General features: G+C 72.6%; 19 protein-coding genes and 1 pseudogene. 10 read left to right on the forward strand and 10 right to left on the reverse strand.

The genetic code is table 11. The features are described 5' to 3' along the window. Positions 1-87 precede the first annotated feature (87 nt). Positions 88-768 (forward strand): fasciclin domain-containing protein, encoded by a 681-nt coding sequence (locus Prubr_RS22750; protein ID WP_212816924.1) that lies wholly within the window; start codon positions 88-90, stop codon positions 766-768. Between the two features lie 496 nt (positions 769-1,264). Continuing rightward, positions 1,265-2,461 carry a M14 family zinc carboxypeptidase gene (locus tag Prubr_RS22755; protein WP_246567514.1) on the forward strand — a complete coding sequence of 399 codons (1,197 nt, stop codon included), beginning with the start codon at positions 1,265-1,267 and terminating at the stop codon, positions 2,459-2,461. Positions 2,462-2,638: 177 nt separating this feature from the next. Here the strand turns inward: Prubr_RS22755 and Prubr_RS22760 are convergent, their stop codons facing one another. From Prubr_RS22760 to Prubr_RS22775, 4 genes are all read right to left on the reverse strand, one after another. Continuing rightward, positions 2,639-3,142, reverse strand: a complete 504-nt coding sequence (locus Prubr_RS22760) for a hypothetical protein (protein ID WP_212816925.1) — start codon at positions 3,140-3,142, stop codon at positions 2,639-2,641. Continuing rightward, positions 3,090-3,353: a hypothetical protein gene (locus Prubr_RS22765; RefSeq protein ID WP_212816926.1), complete on the reverse strand. Its 264-nt coding sequence runs from the start codon at positions 3,351-3,353 to the stop codon at positions 3,090-3,092. Before Prubr_RS22765 ends, Prubr_RS22760 begins: the two co-directional genes overlap by 53 nt. Positions 3,354-3,467: 114 nt before the next feature. Beyond that, positions 3,468-4,478 carry a zinc-binding dehydrogenase gene (locus Prubr_RS22770; protein ID WP_212816927.1) on the reverse strand — a complete coding sequence of 337 codons (1,011 nt, stop codon included), beginning with the start codon at positions 4,476-4,478 and terminating at the stop codon, positions 3,468-3,470. After that, the gene (locus Prubr_RS22775; RefSeq protein ID WP_212816928.1) at positions 4,475-4,810 is read right to left on the reverse strand and encodes a hypothetical protein; all 336 of its coding nucleotides are present in this window, start codon (positions 4,808-4,810) and stop codon (positions 4,475-4,477) included. Before Prubr_RS22775 ends, Prubr_RS22770 begins: the two co-directional genes overlap by 4 nt. Positions 4,811-4,912: 102 nt before the next feature. Here Prubr_RS22775 and Prubr_RS22780 point away from each other — a divergent pair, with 102 nt between their 5' ends. The 4 genes from Prubr_RS22780 to Prubr_RS22795 all read left to right on the forward strand — a co-directional run bounded on the left by Prubr_RS22780 (position 4,913) and on the right by Prubr_RS22795 (position 9,079). After that, positions 4,913-5,575, forward strand: coding sequence for a TetR/AcrR family transcriptional regulator (locus tag Prubr_RS22780; RefSeq protein WP_212816929.1), 663 nt, complete (start codon positions 4,913-4,915; stop codon positions 5,573-5,575). Positions 5,576-5,655: 80 nt separating this feature from the next. Continuing rightward, a complete protein-coding gene (locus Prubr_RS22785) occupies positions 5,656-7,251 on the forward strand; it encodes a serine/threonine protein kinase (protein ID WP_212816930.1) in 1,596 nt (531 codons plus the stop codon). Continuing rightward, positions 7,248-7,982: a sigma factor-like helix-turn-helix DNA-binding protein gene (locus Prubr_RS22790; protein WP_212816931.1), complete on the forward strand. Its 735-nt coding sequence runs from the start codon at positions 7,248-7,250 to the stop codon at positions 7,980-7,982. The genes Prubr_RS22785 and Prubr_RS22790 overlap by 4 nt, the downstream gene beginning before the upstream one ends. Next, positions 7,979-9,079: a hypothetical protein gene (locus tag Prubr_RS22795; RefSeq protein ID WP_212816932.1), complete on the forward strand. Its 1,101-nt coding sequence runs from the start codon at positions 7,979-7,981 to the stop codon at positions 9,077-9,079. The genes Prubr_RS22790 and Prubr_RS22795 overlap by 4 nt, the downstream gene beginning before the upstream one ends. Before the next feature lie 62 nt (positions 9,080-9,141). Here the strand turns inward: Prubr_RS22795 and Prubr_RS22800 are convergent, their stop codons facing one another. The 3 genes from Prubr_RS22800 to Prubr_RS22810 all read right to left on the reverse strand — a co-directional run bounded on the left by Prubr_RS22800 (position 9,142) and on the right by Prubr_RS22810 (position 11,712). Then, on the reverse strand, positions 9,142-9,615 hold the full coding sequence (locus Prubr_RS22800) for a hypothetical protein (RefSeq protein WP_212816933.1): 474 nt from the start codon (positions 9,613-9,615) through the stop codon (positions 9,142-9,144). Between the two features lie 16 nt (positions 9,616-9,631). Beyond that, entirely contained in the window at positions 9,632-10,450 is an 819-nt protein-coding gene (locus tag Prubr_RS22805) for a hypothetical protein (protein WP_212816934.1), read from the reverse strand. Positions 10,451-10,959: 509 nt separating this feature from the next. Next, positions 10,960-11,712, reverse strand: a complete 753-nt coding sequence (locus Prubr_RS22810) for an AfsR/SARP family transcriptional regulator (RefSeq protein ID WP_212816935.1) — start codon at positions 11,710-11,712, stop codon at positions 10,960-10,962. A 271-nt stretch (positions 11,713-11,983) separates the two neighbouring features. Here Prubr_RS22810 and Prubr_RS22815 point away from each other — a divergent pair, with 271 nt between their 5' ends. After that, positions 11,984-12,919 (forward strand): TerC family protein, encoded by a 936-nt coding sequence (locus Prubr_RS22815; RefSeq protein WP_246567516.1) that lies wholly within the window; start codon positions 11,984-11,986, stop codon positions 12,917-12,919. A gap of 19 nt (positions 12,920-12,938) precedes the next feature. On the opposite strand, the gene Prubr_RS22820 is transcribed toward Prubr_RS22815, so the two are convergent. Beyond that, positions 12,939-13,505, reverse strand: coding sequence for a hypothetical protein (locus tag Prubr_RS22820; RefSeq protein ID WP_212816936.1), 567 nt, complete (start codon positions 13,503-13,505; stop codon positions 12,939-12,941). 243 nt (positions 13,506-13,748) lie between these two features. On the opposite strand from Prubr_RS22820, the gene Prubr_RS22825 reads away from it, so the two are divergent. Both Prubr_RS22825 and Prubr_RS37025 read left to right on the forward strand, forming a co-directional pair. Continuing rightward, positions 13,749-16,190, forward strand: coding sequence for a transketolase-like TK C-terminal-containing protein (locus tag Prubr_RS22825; protein WP_212816937.1), 2,442 nt, complete (start codon positions 13,749-13,751; stop codon positions 16,188-16,190). A gap of 278 nt (positions 16,191-16,468) precedes the next feature. Further along, positions 16,469-17,077 carry a class I SAM-dependent methyltransferase gene (locus Prubr_RS37025; protein WP_246567518.1) on the forward strand — a complete coding sequence of 203 codons (609 nt, stop codon included), beginning with the start codon at positions 16,469-16,471 and terminating at the stop codon, positions 17,075-17,077. A gap of 173 nt (positions 17,078-17,250) precedes the next feature. Here Prubr_RS37025 and Prubr_RS37030 read toward each other — a convergent pair. Beyond that, positions 17,251-17,985: pseudogene (locus tag Prubr_RS37030) on the reverse strand (FadR/GntR family transcriptional regulator); the annotation flags it as partial. Between the two features lie 600 nt (positions 17,986-18,585). On the opposite strand from Prubr_RS37030, the gene Prubr_RS22835 reads away from it, so the two are divergent. Continuing rightward, complete coding sequence (locus Prubr_RS22835) at positions 18,586-19,386, forward strand: methyltransferase domain-containing protein (protein WP_212816939.1); 801 nt, start codon at positions 18,586-18,588, stop codon at positions 19,384-19,386. Positions 19,387-19,460: 74 nt separating this feature from the next. Here Prubr_RS22835 and Prubr_RS22840 read toward each other — a convergent pair whose 3' ends face one another. Beyond that, the gene (locus Prubr_RS22840) at positions 19,461-20,759 is read right to left on the reverse strand and encodes an MFS transporter (RefSeq protein WP_212816940.1); all 1,299 of its coding nucleotides are present in this window, start codon (positions 20,757-20,759) and stop codon (positions 19,461-19,463) included. Between the last annotated feature and the right edge of the window lie 30 nt (positions 20,760-20,789).

The following is a 20,789-nucleotide window of genomic DNA, read 5'->3' on the forward strand; positions in this document are numbered from 1 at the left end:
GCCGGTGACCTGAACCGGCAACCGTGAAATGCCGTACCGGCGGGCCACGCACCGGGCCCGCCGGTACGGTCCCGGTTAGAGTCGATCATGGAGAGCCTTGTGATCAGTTCAGCCCGGCGCCCCGGTCCTGCCGCCCGTGCCCGCGGCGTCGCCGCCTCCCTGCTCTGTCTGGTGGTCCTCGCCGGTTGCACGGGCAAGGGCGACGATTCGTCCCCGGCCCCGGCCGGCGCGGCGGCACCCGCCAGCCACATCGTCACCGGGCCCCTCTGCGAGGCCCTGCCGGCGGGCACCGAGCCGGGGAACCCGGCCGCCCTGACCGGCGAGCCGGTCGACGTGGCCCTGCAGTGGATCACCGTACTCACCACCTTCGAGGCGGCCGTGCGGGCCTCCGGACTCGCGACCGAGCTGCGGGGAAGGGAGGGGCTGACCATCCTGGCCCCGACCGACGACGCGTTCCTCCGGAAGTTCTCCGCGGCGAACTGGGACGAACTGATCCTCAGTCGTACCGACGACCTGCGCGAACTGCTCAACGCGCACCTGGTCGACGGCTCCCACTCCCTCGCCGACCTCGTGGCCGCCGGTGACATCACCACCCTCGACGGCACCGAGGTCACGGTGGCGCCGGACGGTCCCATGGCCCGGATCGCCGGGGACGCCCAGACCCTGTGCGTGGACTACCTGGCCACGAACGCCCGGATCCACATCATCAACAAGGTCCTCGGCGACCTGCCCACCACGGCCCACGAGGACGACCACATCGGCCACTGACAAGACGGTCCGGGCCCGGGATCCGGGCCGGGGTCCGCCCTCACGGCCGTGCGGTGTCCGGGGAGGTGGCTTCGGGGGCCACGTGGCGCGCGACGGCGAGGCGGTGGGGCGGCTGCGGGCGGCGTCCGACATCCCTGGTCGACGCATGCCGTGCGGTCGATCGTCAATGGGTGAACGCGTTTAGCGTGAGTGTCGTTCGCATTTTGGGAACTGATACCGGCTGTCGTGGAAGTTGGGGCAGCATTGTCCCGTCGGCGGGACCGCATGTCATATTTCACTCAAATTCGGAATTCCGGACACCGCGCTTCGAAATGTCGATCCGGTGCAGATGATCATGAGTTGCCGATTGTCGGCTTTTGATTACCGAAGATGCCATCCGTGAGCATCATTCGGATTCTGGGCGGTGCAATTTCATTGCGCGGAGATCTATTGCTCACCGTCCCGTCATGTGCTTAGCTGACCGACAAGATCCACTCCTTTGAATCGGAGGTAAGCTGTGCGTCGTTCCCTGCCGCCACAGTCAACGAGCCGCGTCAAGCGCCACCTTGTGGTGGCCGCCGCGGCGCTGGTAGGCGTCCCCGGCGCCGCCGCCGTGCTCACCACTCCGGCTTTTGCCCAACCCCTCGAGTCGCATTGCGGGAACGAGACCGGCAACGGGCCGGTTTCCGGCTTCATCAGCCACGCGGAACTGAAGCGGAGCCTCGAACAGATCGAGGCGACGAGCGGTGGCAAGGTCAGCGTCGACGTCGCCGGATACTCGAACCAGGGCCGCGAAATCTGGTCCGCGAGAGTAGGCGAGGGCGACACCGTCGTCTACGTCCAGAGCCAGATCCACGGCAACGAAATGCACGGCACCGCGGCCGCGCTCGACATTCTCAAGACCCTCGGCAACAACTCCAAGCGGTCCGCCGAGATCCGCGAGGCGGTGACCGTCGTCGTCGTACCCAAGCTCAACGCCGACGGCAGCGAGCTCGACATCCGGCAGAACGCCCGGACCTGGACCGACGTCGTCGCCGACTTCCCGCAGCTCGCGGGCGCGTCGCCGTCGTGGAACTACAACACGCGGGTCGGCGGCTTCGACGTCAACCGCGACTTCAACCCCAACCTCGACTACGTGCCGCAGGCCGCCGACTTCCCGGGCAACAGCGCCTCCGTCGGCTGGTACATCACGCCGGAGGCGCAGACCTCCCGCAACGTGTACCGGGCGCTGGAGCAGGAGTTCGGCACCGTCGACGTCTTCGTCGACCTGCACAACCAGGGCGCCTGCTACACCGGTGAGGGCATGGACGACTACACCACCCTGTCCATCTCCGGCCGCTTCATCTCCAACCCCGCCCAGCACGGCAACTGGCCCAAGTTCAACTACGACGCGTCGCGCCGGATCAACGTCGCCGTGTACGACGCGCTCCAGTCGGGCAACTCGCCGCAGAGCAAGGTGACCCTCTACCCGCAGAACACGAACCTGCCCGGCACCGCGCTCGGCTCGTTCGCCCTGCGTGGCAGCGCGACCATCCTGTTCGAGACGCGCGGCCAGACCCAGTCCTGGGGCCAGAAGCAGCACGGCATGCTGACCAAGCAGCTGGTGACCGGCATGACCGGCATCCTGGACTCCATCGCCGACGGAACCCTGGACGGCATCGACCCGGCCCGCTACGACGCGATCCCCGAGCGGATGAACATCCCCCGGACCTGATCCCCCGCGGCACCGACTCCCTACGCAAGGGGCCCGGCCCGAGCGGATCCTCCCCAGGCCGCCGGACCGGAGCAGCCACCGTCCACCGTGTACGGCCCCCGCGATGAGCGGACACGGTGCGGCGGTGGCTGCGCCGTATTTCCGGGCTCACCGCTGCGGCGCGCCGTGTCGCGGCGCCTACCGCAGTCCGGCCGGCCGGCCCTGGAACGCCCGGGCGATCGACCGCAGCTCCGGCAGTGACCGGCCGAACCCCCGATAGCTGTGCGAGTCCAGGCAGACCGGAACCCCGTCCCGGTCATCCCATTCGGCGGCGCCCCAGAACCGTTCGCTCGCCGCGAGCAGTTCGTCGGCGATCTCCGCCTGCCGTCGCTGGCAGCCGAGTCCCGCCAGGGCCGCGGCGACGACCTCGGTGGCATCCCCGGGCAGGTGTGCATCCCCGATGGCCGGCAGGAGCACGAGCAGCCGGCGGGCGGCGTCCGGCGCCGAGCCGGCGCCGCCGGCGACGGTGACCAGTTCGCGCCAGGACAGCGCCGGTCCCCGGAAATGGCCTTCGAGCGCGGCAACAGACACCGGTTCGTCGGCGTCGGGGAGTGTGATCAGGTAGTCCCACCCCGAGTCGTCCGGGAAGTTACGCCACACCAGATGCGCCAGGTGTCCTCCGCCGAGGTGCAGCGACACCACCCGGCCACCGGTCCGGCCGGTGCATCTCGGAGAGCATCGCGTCGACGTCCGCCGGGTCGACGTCGAACCCCTCCACGGCGGTCGGCGAACCACCGACCGACCACAGCAGGGCGGGCCAGAAGACCGGATCGTCCAACCACGCGGTCGCGTCGACCAGCACCGAGGCGTCGACCGGTGGCTGGTAGCCGTCGAGATAGCCGGGCAGGGTCACCACTGATCACCGCCCGTCGGCGACACCGGACCTACGGGCGAGGCAACGGCTGCTTGATTCACGGCCCGGACGGTAACACCGCCTGCGGCCGTCGTTCAGCCTGCCCGGTCCGGGTCAGGGGATCAGTAGTACCTTGCCGCGTACCCCGCCCCGCTCCAGCAGGCGGTGCGCGTCCGTGGCGTCGTCGAGGGCGAACCGTGCGGCGATCACCGGGTTCAGACGACCGTCGGCGAGGTCGGCCACCAGGCTCGCCAGCGCCTGGTTGATCGATCGTGGATCCCGGCGCGCCGCCCGGCTGAGCCGGTAGAACGTCGTCCGCCGGCCACCGGGACGTAGCGGCCAGGTCCGCAGCCGCAGCAGGTCGCGCAGGGCCAGGAGCCGGCGGCGCGGGTCGTGCAGGTGTGCGGCGAAGCCGTACGACACCAGGCGTCCGCCGCGCCGCAGCGCCCGCCACGACCGGACCAGACTGTCGCCACCGAGCGGGTCGAGGGCGACGTCGAACCTGCCGGTGGGCAGGGTGGTGCCTTCGCGGTCGAGGAACCGGGCGCCGTACGACGTGACCAGGTCCCGGTCGCGGACGGCGGCGGTGCCGGCGGCGTCGACGCCGAGCCGGCGGGCCAGGTCGAGCAGGGCGGTGCCGACCGCGCCGGCCGCACCGTGCACGAGGATCCGGTCGCAGGGGCCGGCCCGGCCGGCGTGGTGCAGCAGCCCGTACGCGGTCAGGTAGTTCAGCGGCAGGCTGGCGGCCAGCGCCGGGTCGACGCCGGCGGGCAGCGCGACGAGGTCGGCGGCCGGTACGCGGACGTGGCTGGCGTGGGCGCCGCGGAGCACGAGCGCGACGACCGGCTGTCCGAGCCAGGTGGCCGCCACCGCGTCCCCGACCGCCTCGACCGTGCCGGCGAGGTCCCAGCCGGTGACGAACGGTGGGCGTGGGATGCGGCCGGGATAGCTGCCGGCCCGCATCTGGGTGTCGGCCCGGGCGATGCCGGCGGCCAGCACCCGGACCCGGACCTGGCCGGGGCCGGGCTCCGGCACCTCGTCCGTTCTGATCCGGACGGTGTGCGGGGCGCCGTGCCGTTCGACGACGGCGGTGCGCCGGACCGTCGCGGCGGGCCCGCGTGTCACGGCCGGGTCCGCAGCGAATGCCGGACCAGGGCGACCGCGAAGCCGGCGGACGCGAGGGCGCCGACGAAGGCCGCGACGCCGAAGCGCCCGTCGACGGCGTACTCCGACGTGGCGGTCATCAGTACGCCGGCGGACACGCCGAACGCGAGGACCATCGCGGGCACGGCGGTGCGGGCCGGCAGCGCCGCGGCCACCGCGAGCAGGGCACAGAGCACCAGATCGGGTACGAGGAACAGGTTGTCGCGGCGCCACGAGCCGTTGACGAACAGGAACACGAAGGTTCCCGTGCTGACGGCGACGGCGGCCACCCGGCTGATGCTGACGACGGTCATGGTCGGCGCTCCTCACGCTCGGCTGAGGTCTACACCGTAGACATGGCGGTGACCACTTGTCTACGCCGTAGACGCGCTGAACCGGTGCGGCAGGATGGAGCCATGTCGAGGACGAGGCCACTGACCCCCGAGCTGATCGCCGCGGCAGCCCTGGAGGTCGGTGACCGCGAGGGCGCCAAGGCCATGAGCATGCGCCGGATCGCCGCCGAACTCGGCTGCGACCCGATGGCGCTCTACCGGCACTTCGCCGACCGCGACGCGCTGCTCGACGCCGTCGCCGACCTCGCCCTGAACGACGTACCCGACCCCGACCCGGCCGCCGGCTGGGAGGACCGGCTGCGTCACCTCGCCGGTGGCATCCGGTCGGCCGCCCTGGCCCACCCCGGCATCGCCGCCCACATCGCGGGCCGGCCACCCCTGCACGGCAACGGCCGGCGGCTCGCCCTCGCGATGATCACCGCTCTGGTGGACGCCGGGCTGTCCCCGACCCAGGCCATCCGCACCGCGCAGGCCCTGGTCGCCTACCTCAGCGCCGCACTGGCGATGGCGGTCCGCGTCGGCGGTGACGGCCGCGACGAACGCTGGCACCACGTCAACCGGGCACTGTCCGAATCGGCCGGCCAGCCGGTGGGTGACGCCCTGCCGCCGACCGGTTCCGAGGAACAGTTCAGCTACGGCCTTCGGCTGCTCCTCGCCGGCATCCGCGCCGAGGCACACGACGGTCGACCGCGGCAGCACGGTGTCACGACCGCCGGGGGAGGGTAGGTCTACCCCTGGACGGGTCCATTGTGGTCGGGCAGGCTTCCCGGTGACTTGGACAGCCGATTCGGCTCGGGGGAGCGACCATGCCCGAAGGCACCACCTACTTCTTCGTCGGCCCTCCTGAGGAGCCGGACAAATATCGCCTGTTGCGGCAGGTCGGCGGTGGCGGTGAGGCGGAACTCTGGCAGGCCGACGTGGCGCTGGGCGCCGAGCGGGAGAAGGTCGCGGTCAAGGTGCTCCGCGCGGCCCACGAGGACCGGGCCGCCTGGCGCAGCCGGTGGGTCGAGCAGACCGACCTGTTGCGGCTGATCCGGCACCCGGGCGTCGTCGGCGTACACGCCGCCTTCGAGGGGGCGCGGATGCACCACGCCGGTGCGGCCGATCCCACCGAAACAGCCCTCTACCTGGTGATGAACTGGATCGAGGGCACCGACCTGCGGGACTGGCCGGCCCGGCAGTCCGGCCCGCCGGCGGCCGTCTTCACCTGCCTCACCCAGATTGCCGACGTACTCGACTGGCTGCACTCCGGAAAGGCCACCCCGTCGCAGCGGCCGGTCGTCCACGGCGACATCAGCCCCGCCAACGTCATCGTCAACCGGGACGGGCAGGCCGTGCTCGTCGACTTCGGACTGTTCCGGATGAGCAGCCACGTCACCAACCTGCCGGCCGGCACCCAGGGCTACATCGCACCCGAGGTGCTCCGCGACGGCGCCTACAGCCCAGCCTCCGACCGCTACGCCTTCGGCGGCCTGGCCTACTTCCTGCTGACCGGCGCGCACCCGCCCGCCACGGCCGACGCCCGCGCCGCCGGTCTGCACGCCGTGTTCGGCCCGACCCCGCTGCTCGACCACGCGCTGCGGATCTTCGCCGACGACCCGGCCGCCCGGCCGGCGGCCGGGGAATGGGTACGCAACCTGCGGGCGCAGACCTCGACGACCAACGTGTCCCAGTCCGGCCTTCCGCCGATCCGGCCGGGATCGGCATCGTACGGCTTTCCCGGGCCCGGCCCGGTGCCCGCCGGCGTCGGACCCGGGAACGACCGCCGACCGAGGCCGTGGTGGCTGGCAGCGGCCGGCGCCGCGCTCGCCCTGGTCCTGGTTGCCGGCACGGTGGGCGTGGTGGGCCTGCTGTCCGATGGCTCAGCCGGCCGTCCGGACGCCCGGGGGGCGGCCAACCCCACCACCTCGGCGGACGGCACCCCCGATGCCACCGCGGGTTCCCCGAGCGAGCAGGCGCCGCAGACCGAACCCGGCGGCGACTCCGCGGGGGGTTCGGATCCGGCCGGCCAGCCCGGGAAGGTTCTGCTCATCTCGCTGCCGGCAAGGTACGGCCCGGACACCGGCCCGGTGGACATCGACGGCACGCAGTATCCGTCGAGCATCTACGAGGAATGCGACCTCGACACCGAGTACCACCTCGGTCGCGGTTACTCGCTGCTGGAGAGCGGGATCGGGCTCAGCGACGTCTCGGACACCGGGGCCTCGGCGACGTTCACCGTCTACGTCGACCAGGTGGAGCGGGCCAGCGTCACGGTTCGGCTGAGCGAGATCAAGACGATCAAGGTCGACGTCACCAACGGCGTGCGGCTGAGACTCTATGCGGAGATCCCCGACGCCTACCGCGACTACATCGGGTGTGGAGCGACTCCGGCGTTCGCCGACCCGACGCTGAGCAGGTGACGACGGTGGCCGCCGAACTGAACGTACGGATCGACGACCAGCGGCACACCCTGTTGCCGGGGCAGGCGCTGACCTTCGGGCGGGACGCCTCCTGCACCGTCCGGCTCGACGCCACCGACCTCGGCATCAGCCGTACCGCCGGGCGGGTGTACCACGACGGGGGCTGGCAGGTCACCAACCTGAGCCGGAAACGGACCCTGCACCTCGTCGACGCGTACGGCTTCGCGACCCCGCTGCCGGTCGCCGCCGCCGGCTGGCCGTCCAGCTCCCGCGCCGTTGACCATCCACACACGACGGTGCTGGTGGCCGGGCAGGCGTGGACGTACGCGCTGGTGCTGACCCCGGCGGCGGCGCCGGAACAGCCGACCGTGCCGGCCCCCGTCGACCCGCACAGCACCCGTAACCAGATGGCGGCGCTCACCCCGCGCCAGCGGGCCGTGCTGGTGGCGATGGCCCGCGGCTACCTGCGCCCCTACCCGCACTACGACCCGCGCCCGCGCACCTACAACGAGGTCGCCGAACGCCTCGGCCTGACCCGCACCCAGGTCGTCCGCCGGGTCGAACGGGTACGCGAGCAGCTCGTCGCCGCCGGCGTACTCGGTCTGGAGGGCGAGGGCGACGCCCGGCGTCCGTTGTGCGAATGGCTGCTCGCCATGCGTGTCATCGGCGCCGCCGACCTCGACCGGCCCGCCGATCCCGACCCGGCGCACGACGGGGCGGACGCCCCGTGAGACCGCCGACCGGTCCGGACACCTGGCTGGGGATCCGCTGGCTGCTGGCCGTCGGCGCCGGCCTGGCGATCGGTACGGCCGCGCTCGCCTCGGCCAGCCGGCACGCCGCCGGCGCCCTGGGGGTGCCGCTGCCGTCGACACAGGCCGACCTGGCGATGTTCGCCGCCTGGCCGATCGCCTCGCTCGGGCTGGCCTGGCGCTGGCGGCCGGCCCGGCGGCGTGGGCCACGGGCCGTGGTTCCCCTCGCCATGCTGCTGAGCACGCTCGACCCGATCCTGCTCGCCAACGTGCCGCACACCGGCGATCCCCTGCGGGGGCCGCTCGCGGCCGGGCTCGCCGCCTTCGCGCTCGGCGTGCTGGCCACGGCACCGATTCGGCGGTCGATCCGGGCGGTACGGGGAGAGCCATCGGCACCGCCGGGGGCCGACCGGCAGGTCACCCCGCCGCGGAACCGGCGGCCGCCGGCTCCGCCGCCCGGACCGGCTCCCCGGTCCCGCCCGCGTTCCGCCCCGGCCGGGAACCCCGGCCCCGATCCGCATCCCGGCCCGGCACGGTCCGACGCCCCGGCCCCGGAGCCGGCCCCGGCAGCTCCGCCGGGTCCGGCGTACGATCCTCGGTCGGCGGCAGCGCCCGCCCCGGCAGCGCCCGCCCCGGCAGCGCCCGGGCCGGTGGCGCCGCCCGCGCCGCCGGCCCAGGCGGCGGGTCGAGCGGAAGCCGGTGGACCGGACACCCGGGCTGTCACGATCGCCCGCCAGGTGGAGGTGGTGGTCGAGGACGCCGCGCGGAGGGTCGCCCCGCTGCTGGAACGCAGGCTCGTCGCGTACCACGGTCCGGACTGGCTGGAGGCGGTCAACCAGCGCCGCCGGCAGGCCGGTCACAAGCCCGGCCGGCGGTTGCGCGACTTCCGGTTCTGCCTGGCCGTGCTGGGTCACGACCCGGCGACGCAGGGGTGGGCCAACCGGGACTGCCGGCGGGCCGCCCTGGATCTCAACCGGTTGGCGTTCGACGCCGTCCACCGCGGCACGCTCACCGTCTCCCACCTGGAGCGGGCCCAGAAGACCGCGGCCCGGCTGCTGGCCAATCTGCCCGCCGGGTGAACGCGGGTCGGGCACCGGGCCCGCCGGCCCGGTGCCCGACCTCATCGGGGGAGTGGAAGGCGTTACGCGGCGCGGATCCAGCCGGGATCGTTCGGCGCCGGGATCCGCATGCCGACCGAGCCGCGCTGGCCGTACACGGCGATGCCGCCGTGGCCGTGCGCGCCGAGGGTGGTCGCCAGCCGGTCCACGAAGGACATCGCCGCCGGGCCGCCGGCGTCGGCCGACTCGCACGCCGAGACGAAGATCCGGCCCCGGTAGTCGGCGGGCAGCAGGTGTTCGAGGTTGACGTACAGGTCGCCGGCGGTCAGGAAGAGGTCCTTCTTCTTGTCACCGATCACCGGCTGGGGCGGGGAGATCCAGCCGGTGCCGTCGTACGCGCCGTGGGAGGAGACGAACAGGTCCTCGTCGACGCCGAGCCGGGGGATGACCTGGCTGAAGACGCGGTACGTGGTCCCGTACACCCGGGGGTTCTGCCTGGACTGCTTCTCGGCCTCGCGGACGAGGAGGTCGTCGTCGGTGCACACGGTGATGATCATTGTTGGTTTCTCCGGTTCAGTCGGCGAGTACGGTGTTGGCGATGCTGTCCTTGGCGACCTTGCTGGTGGCGGCCGTGACCTGGTCCTTGACGGCCAGCCAGCCGTCCCAGGCGAGGCCGAGCTGGACGCCGAACGAGTTGACCTTGAAGGTGGACGAGTCGTGCTCGACGAACAGCGACTCGAAGCTGCTGGCCGAGAAGTCGAAGCTGTAGTAGACGAGCCAGATCTTGGCCATGCCGGTCGACTGGTCGATGGTCAGCGGCCCGACCGCGGCCTGCACCCGGTGCTCGTGCACCGAGGCGGACTGCCACCAGACGTTGCGGAAGTTGGTCGCGCCCGGGTCGGCGGCGTCCCTGAGCGCGTCGAACATCGACTCGATGGAGCCGGCAGTGATGCCGAGGTAGGCGCCGAGGATGTCGGCCATGATGCCGATGACGTTGATCGAGGTGCCGGACTTGCTCTGGTCCCACTTCAGGCTCTCGTAGCTGGTCGTCGTCCAGCCGCACTGGGCGAGGTGCTTCTGCAGGCCGGTCCAGTACGCCGGGTTGGACGGGTCGGTGAGCTTCTGCCCGGAGTTGGCGTCCTGCGCGAACAGCAGGGAGTTCTGCCACGCCTCCTGCTGGTCCCACAGGCTCGGCGGGCCGTCCCCGGCGGGACGGGTGCCGGCGACGGCCGCGAAGGCCTGCGGGGTCGCCGGCAGCACGCCCGCCGGGTTGAGGCCGGCGTCGCCGGTCGCGTACGACATCACGCCGGGCTGGTCGAGCGTCGGGTCGTGCTGCGAGCGGAAGCCCACCGAGGTCAGGGAGATGTTCTTCGGTCCGGTCGAATAGACCATGACCGCTCCTTTCGGTTGCCGCCCCGCCGGTCGGGGCGATGGGGACAGCAGACGGGGTGGGGCGTGTCGGCGGCGTCGCCCGGCCGCCGTGTTCCGGCCGTCGCCGGGTCACCGCTGCGTCACCGCGATGCCGTCCGTACGTCCCTGGCCGGCGTCCGTCGGGGCGCGGGAGCGCGGCGGGTCCGGCATCGATGGCAACCCTGCGCGTACGTCATGTCACCGGTGCGTCACCGCGACCTCGGGCGGCGGCGCGCCGGGCTCGTGTCGACCTCGATCATTTGTGGCTCAGACGGCCGACACGCCGGTCCGGAAGTGCCTGAACCGCAGACGATCACGAAGCGGGGCGGGGTGCGCGGCAGGCGGGGCAGGGCGTGCCGCAGGCGGGGCAGGGCGTGCGCCGCAGGCGGGGCAGGGCGTGCGTCGCAAGTGGGGCGGGCGTGCGCCGCAGCCGGGGCGGACGCGCGATGCAGGCGGGCCGGCGCGGAGGGGCGGCGTGGAGGGGCGGTGGGTCAGCCGCGGGAGGTGCCGCTGGGCAGGTGTCGGGCGATGAGGTTGGTGACGCCCAGGCCGGGCGCGACCCCCAGGTCGGCGAGGTACGCGCGGTAGCGGTGGTACTGGCGCAGTGCGTCGGCGACGTTGCCCTGCCGCAGGTGGGTCTCGATCAGCAACTGGTTGGCGCTCTCCCGCAGCGGGTCGGCCTGGACGGCCCGCAGAATGTGCGGCAGCGCCGGCCCGGCCTGCCCGGCGGCCAGCAGTTGCGCGGCGGTCGACTCGAACGCCTGCACCTGGAGCAGGCGCAGGCGCTCGCGGGGCTGCTCGACCCACTCGTCGTCGAAGCCGGGCAGGAGGGGGCGGACGGTGGTGACCGGTGGCGGCGTACCCAGGTCGACCGGGTCGCGGCCGGGCCGCACCGCGGCCAGCGCCCACCGCTCGACCAGGCGTACGTCGACCTCCACCGGGTCGGCCAGGGAGAGCAGGTGCCGGGTGCTGACCACCAGCCGGGGCTCGACCTTCTGCAGCCGCCACAGTGCGGTACGAAGGTCGGCGTTGGCCCGGCGCTGAACGGTGTCCGGCCACAGTCGACCGGCGAGTTCCTGCCGTTCGGCGACGTCGTGCAGGGCGAGTGCGGCCAGCAGCCGGGCGGCGCTCGCCGGCAGGACCAGTGGGGTGCCGCCGCGCCGTACCCGGAACGCACCGAGCAGTTGCACCCGCAGTGACGGCGAATCGGGCGCGGACGGCTCAGGCTCTTCGCCGGTTCGCATGATCCTCCTGGCTGCCCGGTGCGGCGGGGGTGCCGCACCACTGGGCTTGCCTCCAAAGAGTCATCGCGCGAACACGGATTGTAAATAGATGTGCGGCACAGTGCGCTGATCGAGTGATTCCGGTGGGCCACCCTTGCCCTGGCCGGTGTGCTGGGTACGATCCGCGCCGCCGTGATCGCCCGCGAGCCGCGTCGTCCCGTCGCGCGAAGCGCGGATTCAGGCCGTACTCTATGGCGTTGACTGCGGTTGATCTTTGGACAATTGGAGCGAAATGGAGCTGTTAGCCAGCCCGGAGATCTGGATCGCGTTCGCGACCCTGCTCCTGCTCGAAATCGTGCTCGGCATCGACAACATCGTGTTCATCTCGATCCTGTCCGGCCGGCTGCCGGAGCACCAGCGGGCCAGGGCCCGGACCATCGGTCTGGCGCTCGCCCTGATCACCCGACTGCTCCTGCTGGCCTCGTTGTCCTGGGTGATCGGGCTGACCGCACCGCTGTTCACCGTATTCGGGCAGGAGATCTCCGGCCGTGACCTGATCCTGTTGATCGGCGGTCTGTTCCTGGTCGCCAAGGCGACGTACGAGATCCACGAACACCTCGAGGGCGACGACCACGGCAAGAAGGGCAAAGCCGCCTCCTTCGCCTCCGTCATCGCCCAGATCCTCGTCCTCGACATCGTGTTCTCGCTGGACTCGGTCATCACCGCCGTCGGCATGGTCGACGAACTGGCCGTGATGGTCGCCGCGGTCGTCGTCGCGATGGTCATCATGCTGGTGTCGGCCAGCGCGGTCAGCAACTTCGTCAACCGGCACCCGACGGTCAAGATGCTGGCCCTGGCGTTCCTGGTGCTGATCGGCGCCAGCCTGGTCGCCGAAGGTCTCGACCAGCACATCCCCAAGGGCTACGTGTACGGCCCGATCGCGTTCTCGATCTTCGTCGAGTTCCTCAACCTGCGGGCCCGGTCCCGGCAGAAGCGTGAACGGTCCGCGCCGGTGCACCTGCACCCGACGTACGTCAAGAACAGCGGGGAGCAGCGCAACGCCGTACTCGTCGCGGCCCGTCCGACCGGGAAGACCCAGGTTCCCAAGCAGCCCGGCAACGCCGGCCAGCAGGGCAGGGCGGGGCAGCCGAACCGCTCCGGACGCCCGGGCGGCAACACCAACCGGCCCGGCAAGGGCGGGCGCGGCGGCAGGTCCGGCCGCGGGTGAGTGGTGGTCGGCGGCGGGATCAGCCGTCGCCGGCCACGCCGTCCACCAAGGCCCGACGCCCGTCCAGGTACGGCCCGAAGTCACGTACCCGGGTCAGCCGGACCGCGTCGGGCCCGACGCCCGTCGCCTCCACGACGACCGGGTGGTCGCCGAGCACCGCCTCGGCGATCCACCCGCCGTCGTGCCGCCACCGGGTGAACTCCCGGGGCGCGTCGTCGACCACGATCGTGACCGCCTCGGGCTCCTCCGCCCGCAGCGCGGCGTCGACCCGGTCGAACACCTCCGCCGACATCGGCCGCTCGCGCGCGAGCGCCACCGCCCGCCGCCGCTCGAGCGCCGCCGCCGCAACACCCGCCCGCGTCGTCACCACCTGAACGTACGGGCCCGGTCCGCCCGGCCGGCCGTGTGCCAGGCCGATGCTGCGCGGCACGTCGTCGCCCAGACCGCACTCGCCGACGAACCGGAGACCTGTCCAGCCGTCGAGCCCGTAGAGCGGCAACGCCGGCAGGTGCCGGGCGATCTCGCGCTGCTGGTCGTCGACCATGCGCCGGAACTGCTCGGGAGTGAGTTTCCCGCCGTACCGCATGCCGGTCCTCCGGTCTGCCGGGTCGCCACGGTGCCGTCGCGGGACATTCTGCCGTCCCGCGCGGTGCCGGGCGGCCCGCGCCGGCACTTCGGGCAGGGCGGACATCCCGGGGGCTTCACGCGCGCCGCCCGCTCGGTCAGACTGTCCCGGCCGATCCACCGACCGCCGACCACGAGTACCGGCGGGCCCGGACCGGCGGACCGACCCGCACCAGCGACCGACCGTCGAAGGGGAAGAGCACAGATGTCGACCGCACCCGCCCAGCCCGTACCGGACCTGGCCACCCTCGACGCGATCCAGCGCCGGGTGCTCTGGCTGGCTGTCCGGATGGTCGACGCGGCCAACCGTGAGCGGCCGAACACCGAGGGTCTCAAGGTCGGCGGACACCAGGCGTCCAGCGCCTCGATGGTGACGCTGATGACCGCCCTCTACTTCGCCCACCTCGACGCCGCCGACCGGGTCAGCGTCAAGCCGCACGCCTCGCCGGTGCTGCACGCCATCAACTACCTGCTCGGCAACCTGGACCGCTCCTACCTGACCCGGCTGCGCGCGTACGGCGGGCTCCAGTCGTACCCGTCGCGGACCAAGGACCCGGACCGGGTCGACTTCTCCACCGGCTCGGTCGGGCTCGGTGCCGCCGCCCCGCTGTTCGGCGCGGTCACCCGCCGGTACGTCGATGCGCACTTCGGGCCCCGCCCACCGGCCCGGTTCATCGCCCTGCTCGGCGACGCCGAACTCGACGAGGGCAACATCTGGGAGGCGATCGCCGACCCGGCCACCCAGGGGCTCGGCAACGTCACCTGGGTCGTCGACTTCAACCGGCAGTCGCTGGACCGGGTCGTGCCCGGGGTGCGGATCGGCCAGTGGTCGGCGCAGTTCCAGGCGGCCGGCTGGCACGTCGTCGAACTGCGCTTCGGCGGCCGGCTCACCGAACTGTTCGCCCGGCCCGGTGGCGACGCACTGCGCCGCTGGATCGAGGGGATGTCGAACGAGCACTACCAGTCGCTGTTCGCGCTGACGCCGGCACAGGCCCGCGCCCGCTTCACCGAGGACGCGCCGGCGGCCGTCGTCGACCTGCTCGCCGACCTGGACGACGAGGAGGTGTTCGCGGCCGTCACCGACCTCGGCGGGCACGACCTGGCCAGCCTGCTGGACGCGTTCGCCGAGTGCGACCGGGTCACCGACCGGCCGAGCGTGATCTTCGCGTACACGGTCAAGGGGTGGGGGCTGCCGATCGCCGGCAACCCGCGCAACCACTCCCAACTGCTCGGCGGCGAGCAGATCGCCGCGCTGCGGGACGCGACCGGGCTGGCCGACGACACCGAATGGGACCGGTTCGACGCCGCGTCGGCCGAGGGCATCTGGTGCAACCGGCGGCAGGAGGCGCTGCGGCTCGAACCGGCGCCGCGGCGGCTGGCGGTGACCGTACCGGAGGCCACCGGCGCCGGCCGGGCCGGCCGCAAGCCGGTCTCGACGCAGGAGGTGTTCGGCCGTACGCTGGTCGACCTGTCCCGCCAGGCCGACCTGGCGCCCTACCTGGTCAGCACCGCACCCGACGTGGCGACGTCGACCAACCTCGCCGGCTTCATCAACCGGATGGGCGTCTTCCACCCGGTCGAGCAGCGCGCCTGGTCGGTCGACCCGGCGTTGAAGTGGACCGAGAGCCCCAAGGGGCAGCACATCGAGCTGGGCATCAGCGAGATGAACCTCTTCCTGCTGCTGGGCCAGCTCGGCCTGGCCTGGGACCTGTCGCACCAGCCGCTGATCCCCATCGGCACCGTCTACGACCCGTTCGTGCTACGTGGGCTCGACGCGTTCGTCTACTCGGTCTACTCCGGGGCCCGGTTCATCGTCGCCGGCACGCCGTCCGGGGTGACCCTGGCCCCCGAGGGCGGCGCCCACCAGTCGACCATCACCCCCAGCGTCGGCCTGGAACTGCCCGGCGTGACCCTGGTCGAGCCCGCGTACGGCACCGCGCTGGACTGGCTGCTGTGCGACGCCGTCGGGCACATCGCGGCCGGTGGCGACGCCCCGACCACCGCCGCCCCCGCCGAGGCGGCGTCGTACTACTTCCGGCTGTCGACCCGGCCGATCGACCAGGCCCCGTTCGAGGCCGCCCGGCAGCGGCTCGGCGACGTCGTACTGCGCCGGCAGGTGCTCGCCGGTGCCTACCGGCTGCTCGACCCGTACGAGGCCGCCCCGCACCTGCGGTCACGGCCCGGCGGCGAGCCGGCGCCGTCGGTGGTGCTGGCCGCCTCCGGCGCGGTGCTGCCCGAGGTGCTCGCCGCGGCGGCCGAGCTGATGAACGAGGGCGTCGCCGCCCACGTCGTCGACGTGACCAGCGCCGACCGGCTCTACTCGGCGTGGCAGCGGACCCTGCGCCAGGGCATCCGTACGGCGACGACGCCGAGCGCCGCCGGGGCGCTGCGCGCCGCGTTCGGCGGCACCCGCGGCCCCGTCGTGACCATCCATGATGGAGCGTCACATGCCATGGCCTGGCTCGGTGCCGCGCTCGGCGTGCACTGCGTGCCGCTCGGCGTCGACTCGTTCGGCCAGTCCGGCACCATCGCCGACCTCTACCGGGCGCACGACCTCGATTCGGGCAGCATCGTCAACGCGGCATTGGCCGCCCTCGAACTCAGCTACACGGCCGAACTGACCTACCATCGACCGGCGGCCGAATGACCACCGTCGGGAACCCACCCACGGAGGCACCAACCGCCGACCCGGTCCCGACGGCCGCCACCCCTGCGGCCGTCCGGGTCGGGACACCCCCACCCTGGCCCGGCCCCGAAACCGATCCGCCGGCGGGGCCCCGAACCGCACCTGGAACCACCACCAACAGGCCACGCGCCGTACCGTTCCCGGGCGACCGGATACGGTCGGCCGTGGCGCCGGCAGGCGGAGCCGGCAACAGAACGATCCTCGGTCACCCCCCGACCGTAGGCCCGACAGGGAGTCACATGACCAGTACGAAGACCGAAGGCTCGCTGTTCCTGCGCGAGTTCCTGCGGGCGCCGACCCGAACCGCCGCCGTCGCCCCCAGCGGCACCGCACTCGCCGACCAGATGGCCCTGCCGATCCCGGAGCGGGGCGACCCGGTCGTGGTCGAGCTGGGCCCCGGCACCGGCGCGTTCACCCGGGCGATCGGCCACCGGCTCGGCGGGCGCGGCCAGCACCTGGCCGTCGAGCTCAACCCGACCATGGCGGACCACCTGGCCGACCGGTTTCCCGGGGTGCACGTCGCCCGCGGCGAAGCCGGCCAGCTCCCGCAGATCCTCGCCACGTACGGCATCGACCGGGTCGACGTCATCGTCAGCGGCCTGCCGTGGTTCGCCTACACGGCGGACGACGGCAGCACGCCGCTGGTGCACACGCTGGCGTCGGTGCTGACCCCCCAGGGGGTCCTGACCCAGTTCGCGTACACCTGGACGCGGTGGGCGCCACCCGCCCGCCGGCTCCTGCACGGGCTGCGGGGCGGCTTCGAAGAGGTGGTCACCGGTCGCACCGTCTGGGCGAACCTGCCACCGGCGACCGTGTACTTCGCCCGCCGGCCGCGCTCCCTGCCGTGACCGGCTGACGGCGGGCACCACGACACCGGGTACGACCGGCGGCCGGGCCGCCGGTCGTACCGGTCACCCGAACGCGCGGCCCCGGCGGGCCGGGAGGCGAGTGCGGTCAGCGGCTCGGCCACCGGCTCGACGCCGGGGTCGACGTAGACCTGGCTGAGTTGCTCGAGATGGTGCCGCATGGCCGTGGCGGCGGCGTCCTCGTCACCGGCGCGGATGTGCCGCAGGATCTGCGCGTGGTCGTGGGCGGTCTCGCGCCAGAACCGGCCCGGGGCCGCCGGGCGGAGGAACCGGGTGCGCAGCACCTGGAAGATCGGTTCGACCGTGAGCGGCAGGAGCTGGTTCTTCGCCGCCTTGAGCACCAGCGAGTGGAACGCGCGGTGCGGTTCGAGGTCGGCGCCGCGTTCGGCGAGTAAGGTCTCCTCCTCGACGCAGGCGGTCAGTTCGTCGAGTTCGTCGTCGGTGCGCAGCCGGGCCGCGAGCCGGGCCGCCGGAACCTCGAACATCTCCCGGGCCTCGAGCAGTTCACGTATGGAGATCACCTGGGCGCCGCTGAGCAGACCGAGCCGGGTGGTGAGGTATTCGCGCAGCTTGGCAGGGTCGGCCGCCATCACGAACGTGCCCCCGTTGATTCCGCGGCTGGTGCTCACCAGGTCCTGGGAGGACAGCAGTCGCAGCGCCTCGCGGATCGTGCTCCGGCTGACGCCGAAGATTGTCGACAGCTCCGGCTCGATGGGCAGCCGGTCGCCTGGCCGCAGCGAGCCTGTGACTATCGCCTCGCGTAGTTGGTCAGCCACCTGGACGTAAGCCGGACGAATTCGCGAGACAGGCAGTTTCGCTACGGAAGGGCCGGATCGTTGAGGTCCGGTAGGCATTGCTGAAGATGAGGACCGAGGTCGGCGGGTAGCCATGCCGCTATTGTATGACGTAAACGGTCGACAATGGTTGCCCGACCGTGCGGAAAGTACTTCCGCGGATATTACGCCGAACCCCCGACCACCGTCGCGCCGGCACGTGCCGGGGCGGGTGACCCGGTGCGCGCGGATCCGGGCCGGCCGGCCCCGAGAGCCTTACGGGGCAACGCATCCCGGCCCACCCGGCGTCCGCACCCGGATCGACCGGGCCCGGGCGGGGGAGATCGTCGATCCCGCCGAACAGGGGCGACGGAATAGTCGACGATCACGTCCCCCGATAAACCGGGGACCGGGTTCGGTGCGGGCCGATCACGCCAACCGTTTCGGGGCCGAGGAGGACTCTTCCGAAGGCGGTCGCGCGCACCCGCCATCCAGATAACGGAATGGGGAATCGCGCCATCTCCCCACCGATGGCCAGTCATTTTCCGCTCGCCTTTCACGCTCGTCCCGTCGTACGCCCTCTCGATCGCGGTGGTCACGGAAGTGCTCCGTGGGTCGGGCGTCAGGTTCCCGGCCAACTCATCATGTGGGACTTCTTTCCCGTAAAGTGGGAGCGCGGGCTAACGTCGGCACCTCGACGAGGAGAGGCGGGCGACGATGACCACCTACACCCACGGCCACCACGAGTCGGTGCTGCGCGTCCACCGGTGGCGGACCGCCGGCAACTCCGCCGCCTACCTGCTGCCCCACCTCACACCCGGCAGCTCCGTCCTCGACGTCGGCTGCGGCCCCGGCACCATCACCGCCGACCTCGCCGCGCTCGTCGCCCCCGGCCGGGTCACCGCCGTCGAGATCACCGACACCGCGCTCGACCTCGCCCGCCGTGAAGCCGCCGCCCGCGGCCAGGCGAACATCGACTTCGCCGTCGCCGACGTACACGACCTGCACTTCCCCGACGGCACCTTCGACGTCGTGCACGCCCACCAGGTCATCCAGCACGTCGCCGACCCGGTCCGGGCGCTGGCCGAGATGCGCCGGGTCACCAGACCCGGCGGCGTCGTCGCCGCCCGCGACGCCGACTACGCCGCGTTCACCTGGTTTCCGCAGGTGCCGGAACTCGACCAGTGGCTCGACCTCTACCGGCGGGCCGCCCGCGCCAACGGCGCCCAGCCCGACGCCGGACGCAGGCTGCTGTCGTGGGCCCGCGCGGCCGGATTCACCGACGTGACCGCCACCGCCGGCGTCTGGTGCTTCGCCGAACCCGACGACCGCCGCTGGTGGGGCGGAAACTGGGCCGAGCGGGTCACCCGCTCGGACCTGGCCCGCCAACTGCGGGCGCTCGGCGCCACCGACGACGACCTGCGGCGCATCGCGGACGGCTGGCGGGAGTGGGTCGAGGCCCCGGACGGCTGGTTCGCCGTCCTGCACGGCGAGATCCTCTGCCGCGTCCCCGCCTGACGCCACCGCCGCGGTCCCGGTAGCCCGGAGTCGGAGTGAGCGGAAGGATCGTCCCCGCACGGTAGGCGGCGGATTCACGGCGTCACCTTCGTGGGGACGGAGTCGGACACCGGCGCCGACGCGGTGGGCGGGGCGGGCGGCCTGACGTCGTACGGGCTCTTCATCGTCCGCATCCGGCGGGTCAGCATCGGCAGGCCCGACAGCGCCAGACCGACCGCGCCGGCGGCGACCCCGACCCGGCTGCCGGCGGCCTGGCCGATGAACCCGCCGGCGGCGCTGCCCAGCGGCAGCACCCCGTAGATCAGCAGCCGGTAGCCGGCGTTGGTGCGGGCCAGCGAACCGCGCGGCACCACGATCTGGCGCAGCGTCACCGACAGGACGTTGGCGATCCCGAGCCCGATCCCGCTGACGAACTGGATGGCGGCCAGGCCGAAGGCCAGCACCCCGCCATCGCCGGGCAACACCGGGATCAACAGCGGGAACCCGCAGGACAGGGCCATGCCGACGATGAACCCGCGCCCGTATCCGATCCCGCGGGTCAGTCGCAACGCCAGCATCGTGCCGACGAACGCGCCCGCCCCGGCGGCGGACAGGGCCAGCCCGAACATGCCGGCGTTGAGCCCCCGGTCGGTGACCGCGAAGACGACCAGGTTGACCGTCAGGATCTGGAACGCCCCGTTGTAGACGGCCGCGTATGTGGCCAGCGACCGCAGGAACGGGTTGACCGCGACCGCCCGCAGGCCCTCCAGGATCCCGCGCCGGCCCTCGACGGGCGGCGGCGCGGGTTCGGGCCGGCGCGCCCCGGCCACCCCGAACGCGCTCAGCACGTAGCTGACCGCGTCCAGCGCCACGGCCATCGCCGGACCGACGAGCTGGGCCAGCCCGCCGGCCAGTCCCGGCCCGGCCACCTGCGCCGCCGTCGTCGACCCCTGCGTCGCCTGGTTCGCCGCCGGCAGGTCCTCCTCGTCGACCAGCGTCGGGACGTACGCGAAACTCGCCAGCTCGAACACCACGCTGGCGGCCCCGACGACGAACGCCACCACGACCAGCAACGGCACCGACAGCAGATCGACCAGGTAGGCCGCCGGAACGGCGGCCAGCGCGACCGCCCGCACGATGTCGGTCACCACCATGATCTGCCGGCGCCGGCGTAGCTCCAGCCAGTGGCCCACGAACAGCGACAGCAGCAGGTTCGGCAGGAAGGTGGCGGTGGCGATGGCGGCGACCCCGGCCGCGCCCGCGTCGAGCGTCAGCGTCGCCAACAGCGGCAACGCCACGGCGGTGATGTGTGTGCCGGCGACCGACGCGGTGTGCCCGAACCAGAAGCGCCGGAAGTCCTGGTTGCGGCGCAGCAGGCCGGTCTTCGTTACCACCTGCGGGCCCCCTTCCAGTAACGGTTACCG

Source organism: Polymorphospora rubra (assembly GCF_018324255.1).
GTDB classification, from domain to species: Bacteria; Actinomycetota; Actinomycetes; order Mycobacteriales; family Micromonosporaceae; genus Polymorphospora; species Polymorphospora rubra.

Bases quoted from the DNA above. Each gene is read 5' to 3' on its own strand.
- Prubr_RS22780 (WP_212816929.1), top strand. From the start codon at position 4,913: ATGTCGAGGACGAGGCCACTGACCCCCGAGCTGATCGCCGCGGCAGCC.
- Prubr_RS22800 (WP_212816933.1), bottom strand. From the start codon at position 9,615: ATGATCATCACCGTGTGCACCGACGACGACCTCCTCGTCCGCGAGGCC.
- Prubr_RS37025 (WP_246567518.1), top strand. From the start codon at position 16,469: ATGACCAGTACGAAGACCGAAGGCTCGCTGTTCCTGCGCGAGTTCCTG.
- Prubr_RS22805 (WP_212816934.1), bottom strand. From the start codon at position 10,450: ATGGTCTATTCGACCGGACCGAAGAACATCTCCCTGACCTCGGTGGGC.
- Prubr_RS22820 (WP_212816936.1), bottom strand. From the start codon at position 13,505: ATGCGGTACGGCGGGAAACTCACTCCCGAGCAGTTCCGGCGCATGGTC.
- Prubr_RS22815 (WP_246567516.1), top strand. From the start codon at position 11,984: ATGGAGCTGTTAGCCAGCCCGGAGATCTGGATCGCGTTCGCGACCCTG.
- Prubr_RS22810 (WP_212816935.1), bottom strand. From the start codon at position 11,712: ATGCGAACCGGCGAAGAGCCTGAGCCGTCCGCGCCCGATTCGCCGTCA.
- Prubr_RS22785 (WP_212816930.1), top strand. From the start codon at position 5,656: ATGCCCGAAGGCACCACCTACTTCTTCGTCGGCCCTCCTGAGGAGCCG.
- Prubr_RS22750 (WP_212816924.1), top strand. From the start codon at position 88: ATGGAGAGCCTTGTGATCAGTTCAGCCCGGCGCCCCGGTCCTGCCGCC.
- Prubr_RS22775 (WP_212816928.1), bottom strand. From the start codon at position 4,810: ATGACCGTCGTCAGCATCAGCCGGGTGGCCGCCGTCGCCGTCAGCACG.
- Prubr_RS22835 (WP_212816939.1), top strand. From the start codon at position 18,586: ATGACCACCTACACCCACGGCCACCACGAGTCGGTGCTGCGCGTCCAC.
- Prubr_RS22825 (WP_212816937.1), top strand. From the start codon at position 13,749: ATGTCGACCGCACCCGCCCAGCCCGTACCGGACCTGGCCACCCTCGAC.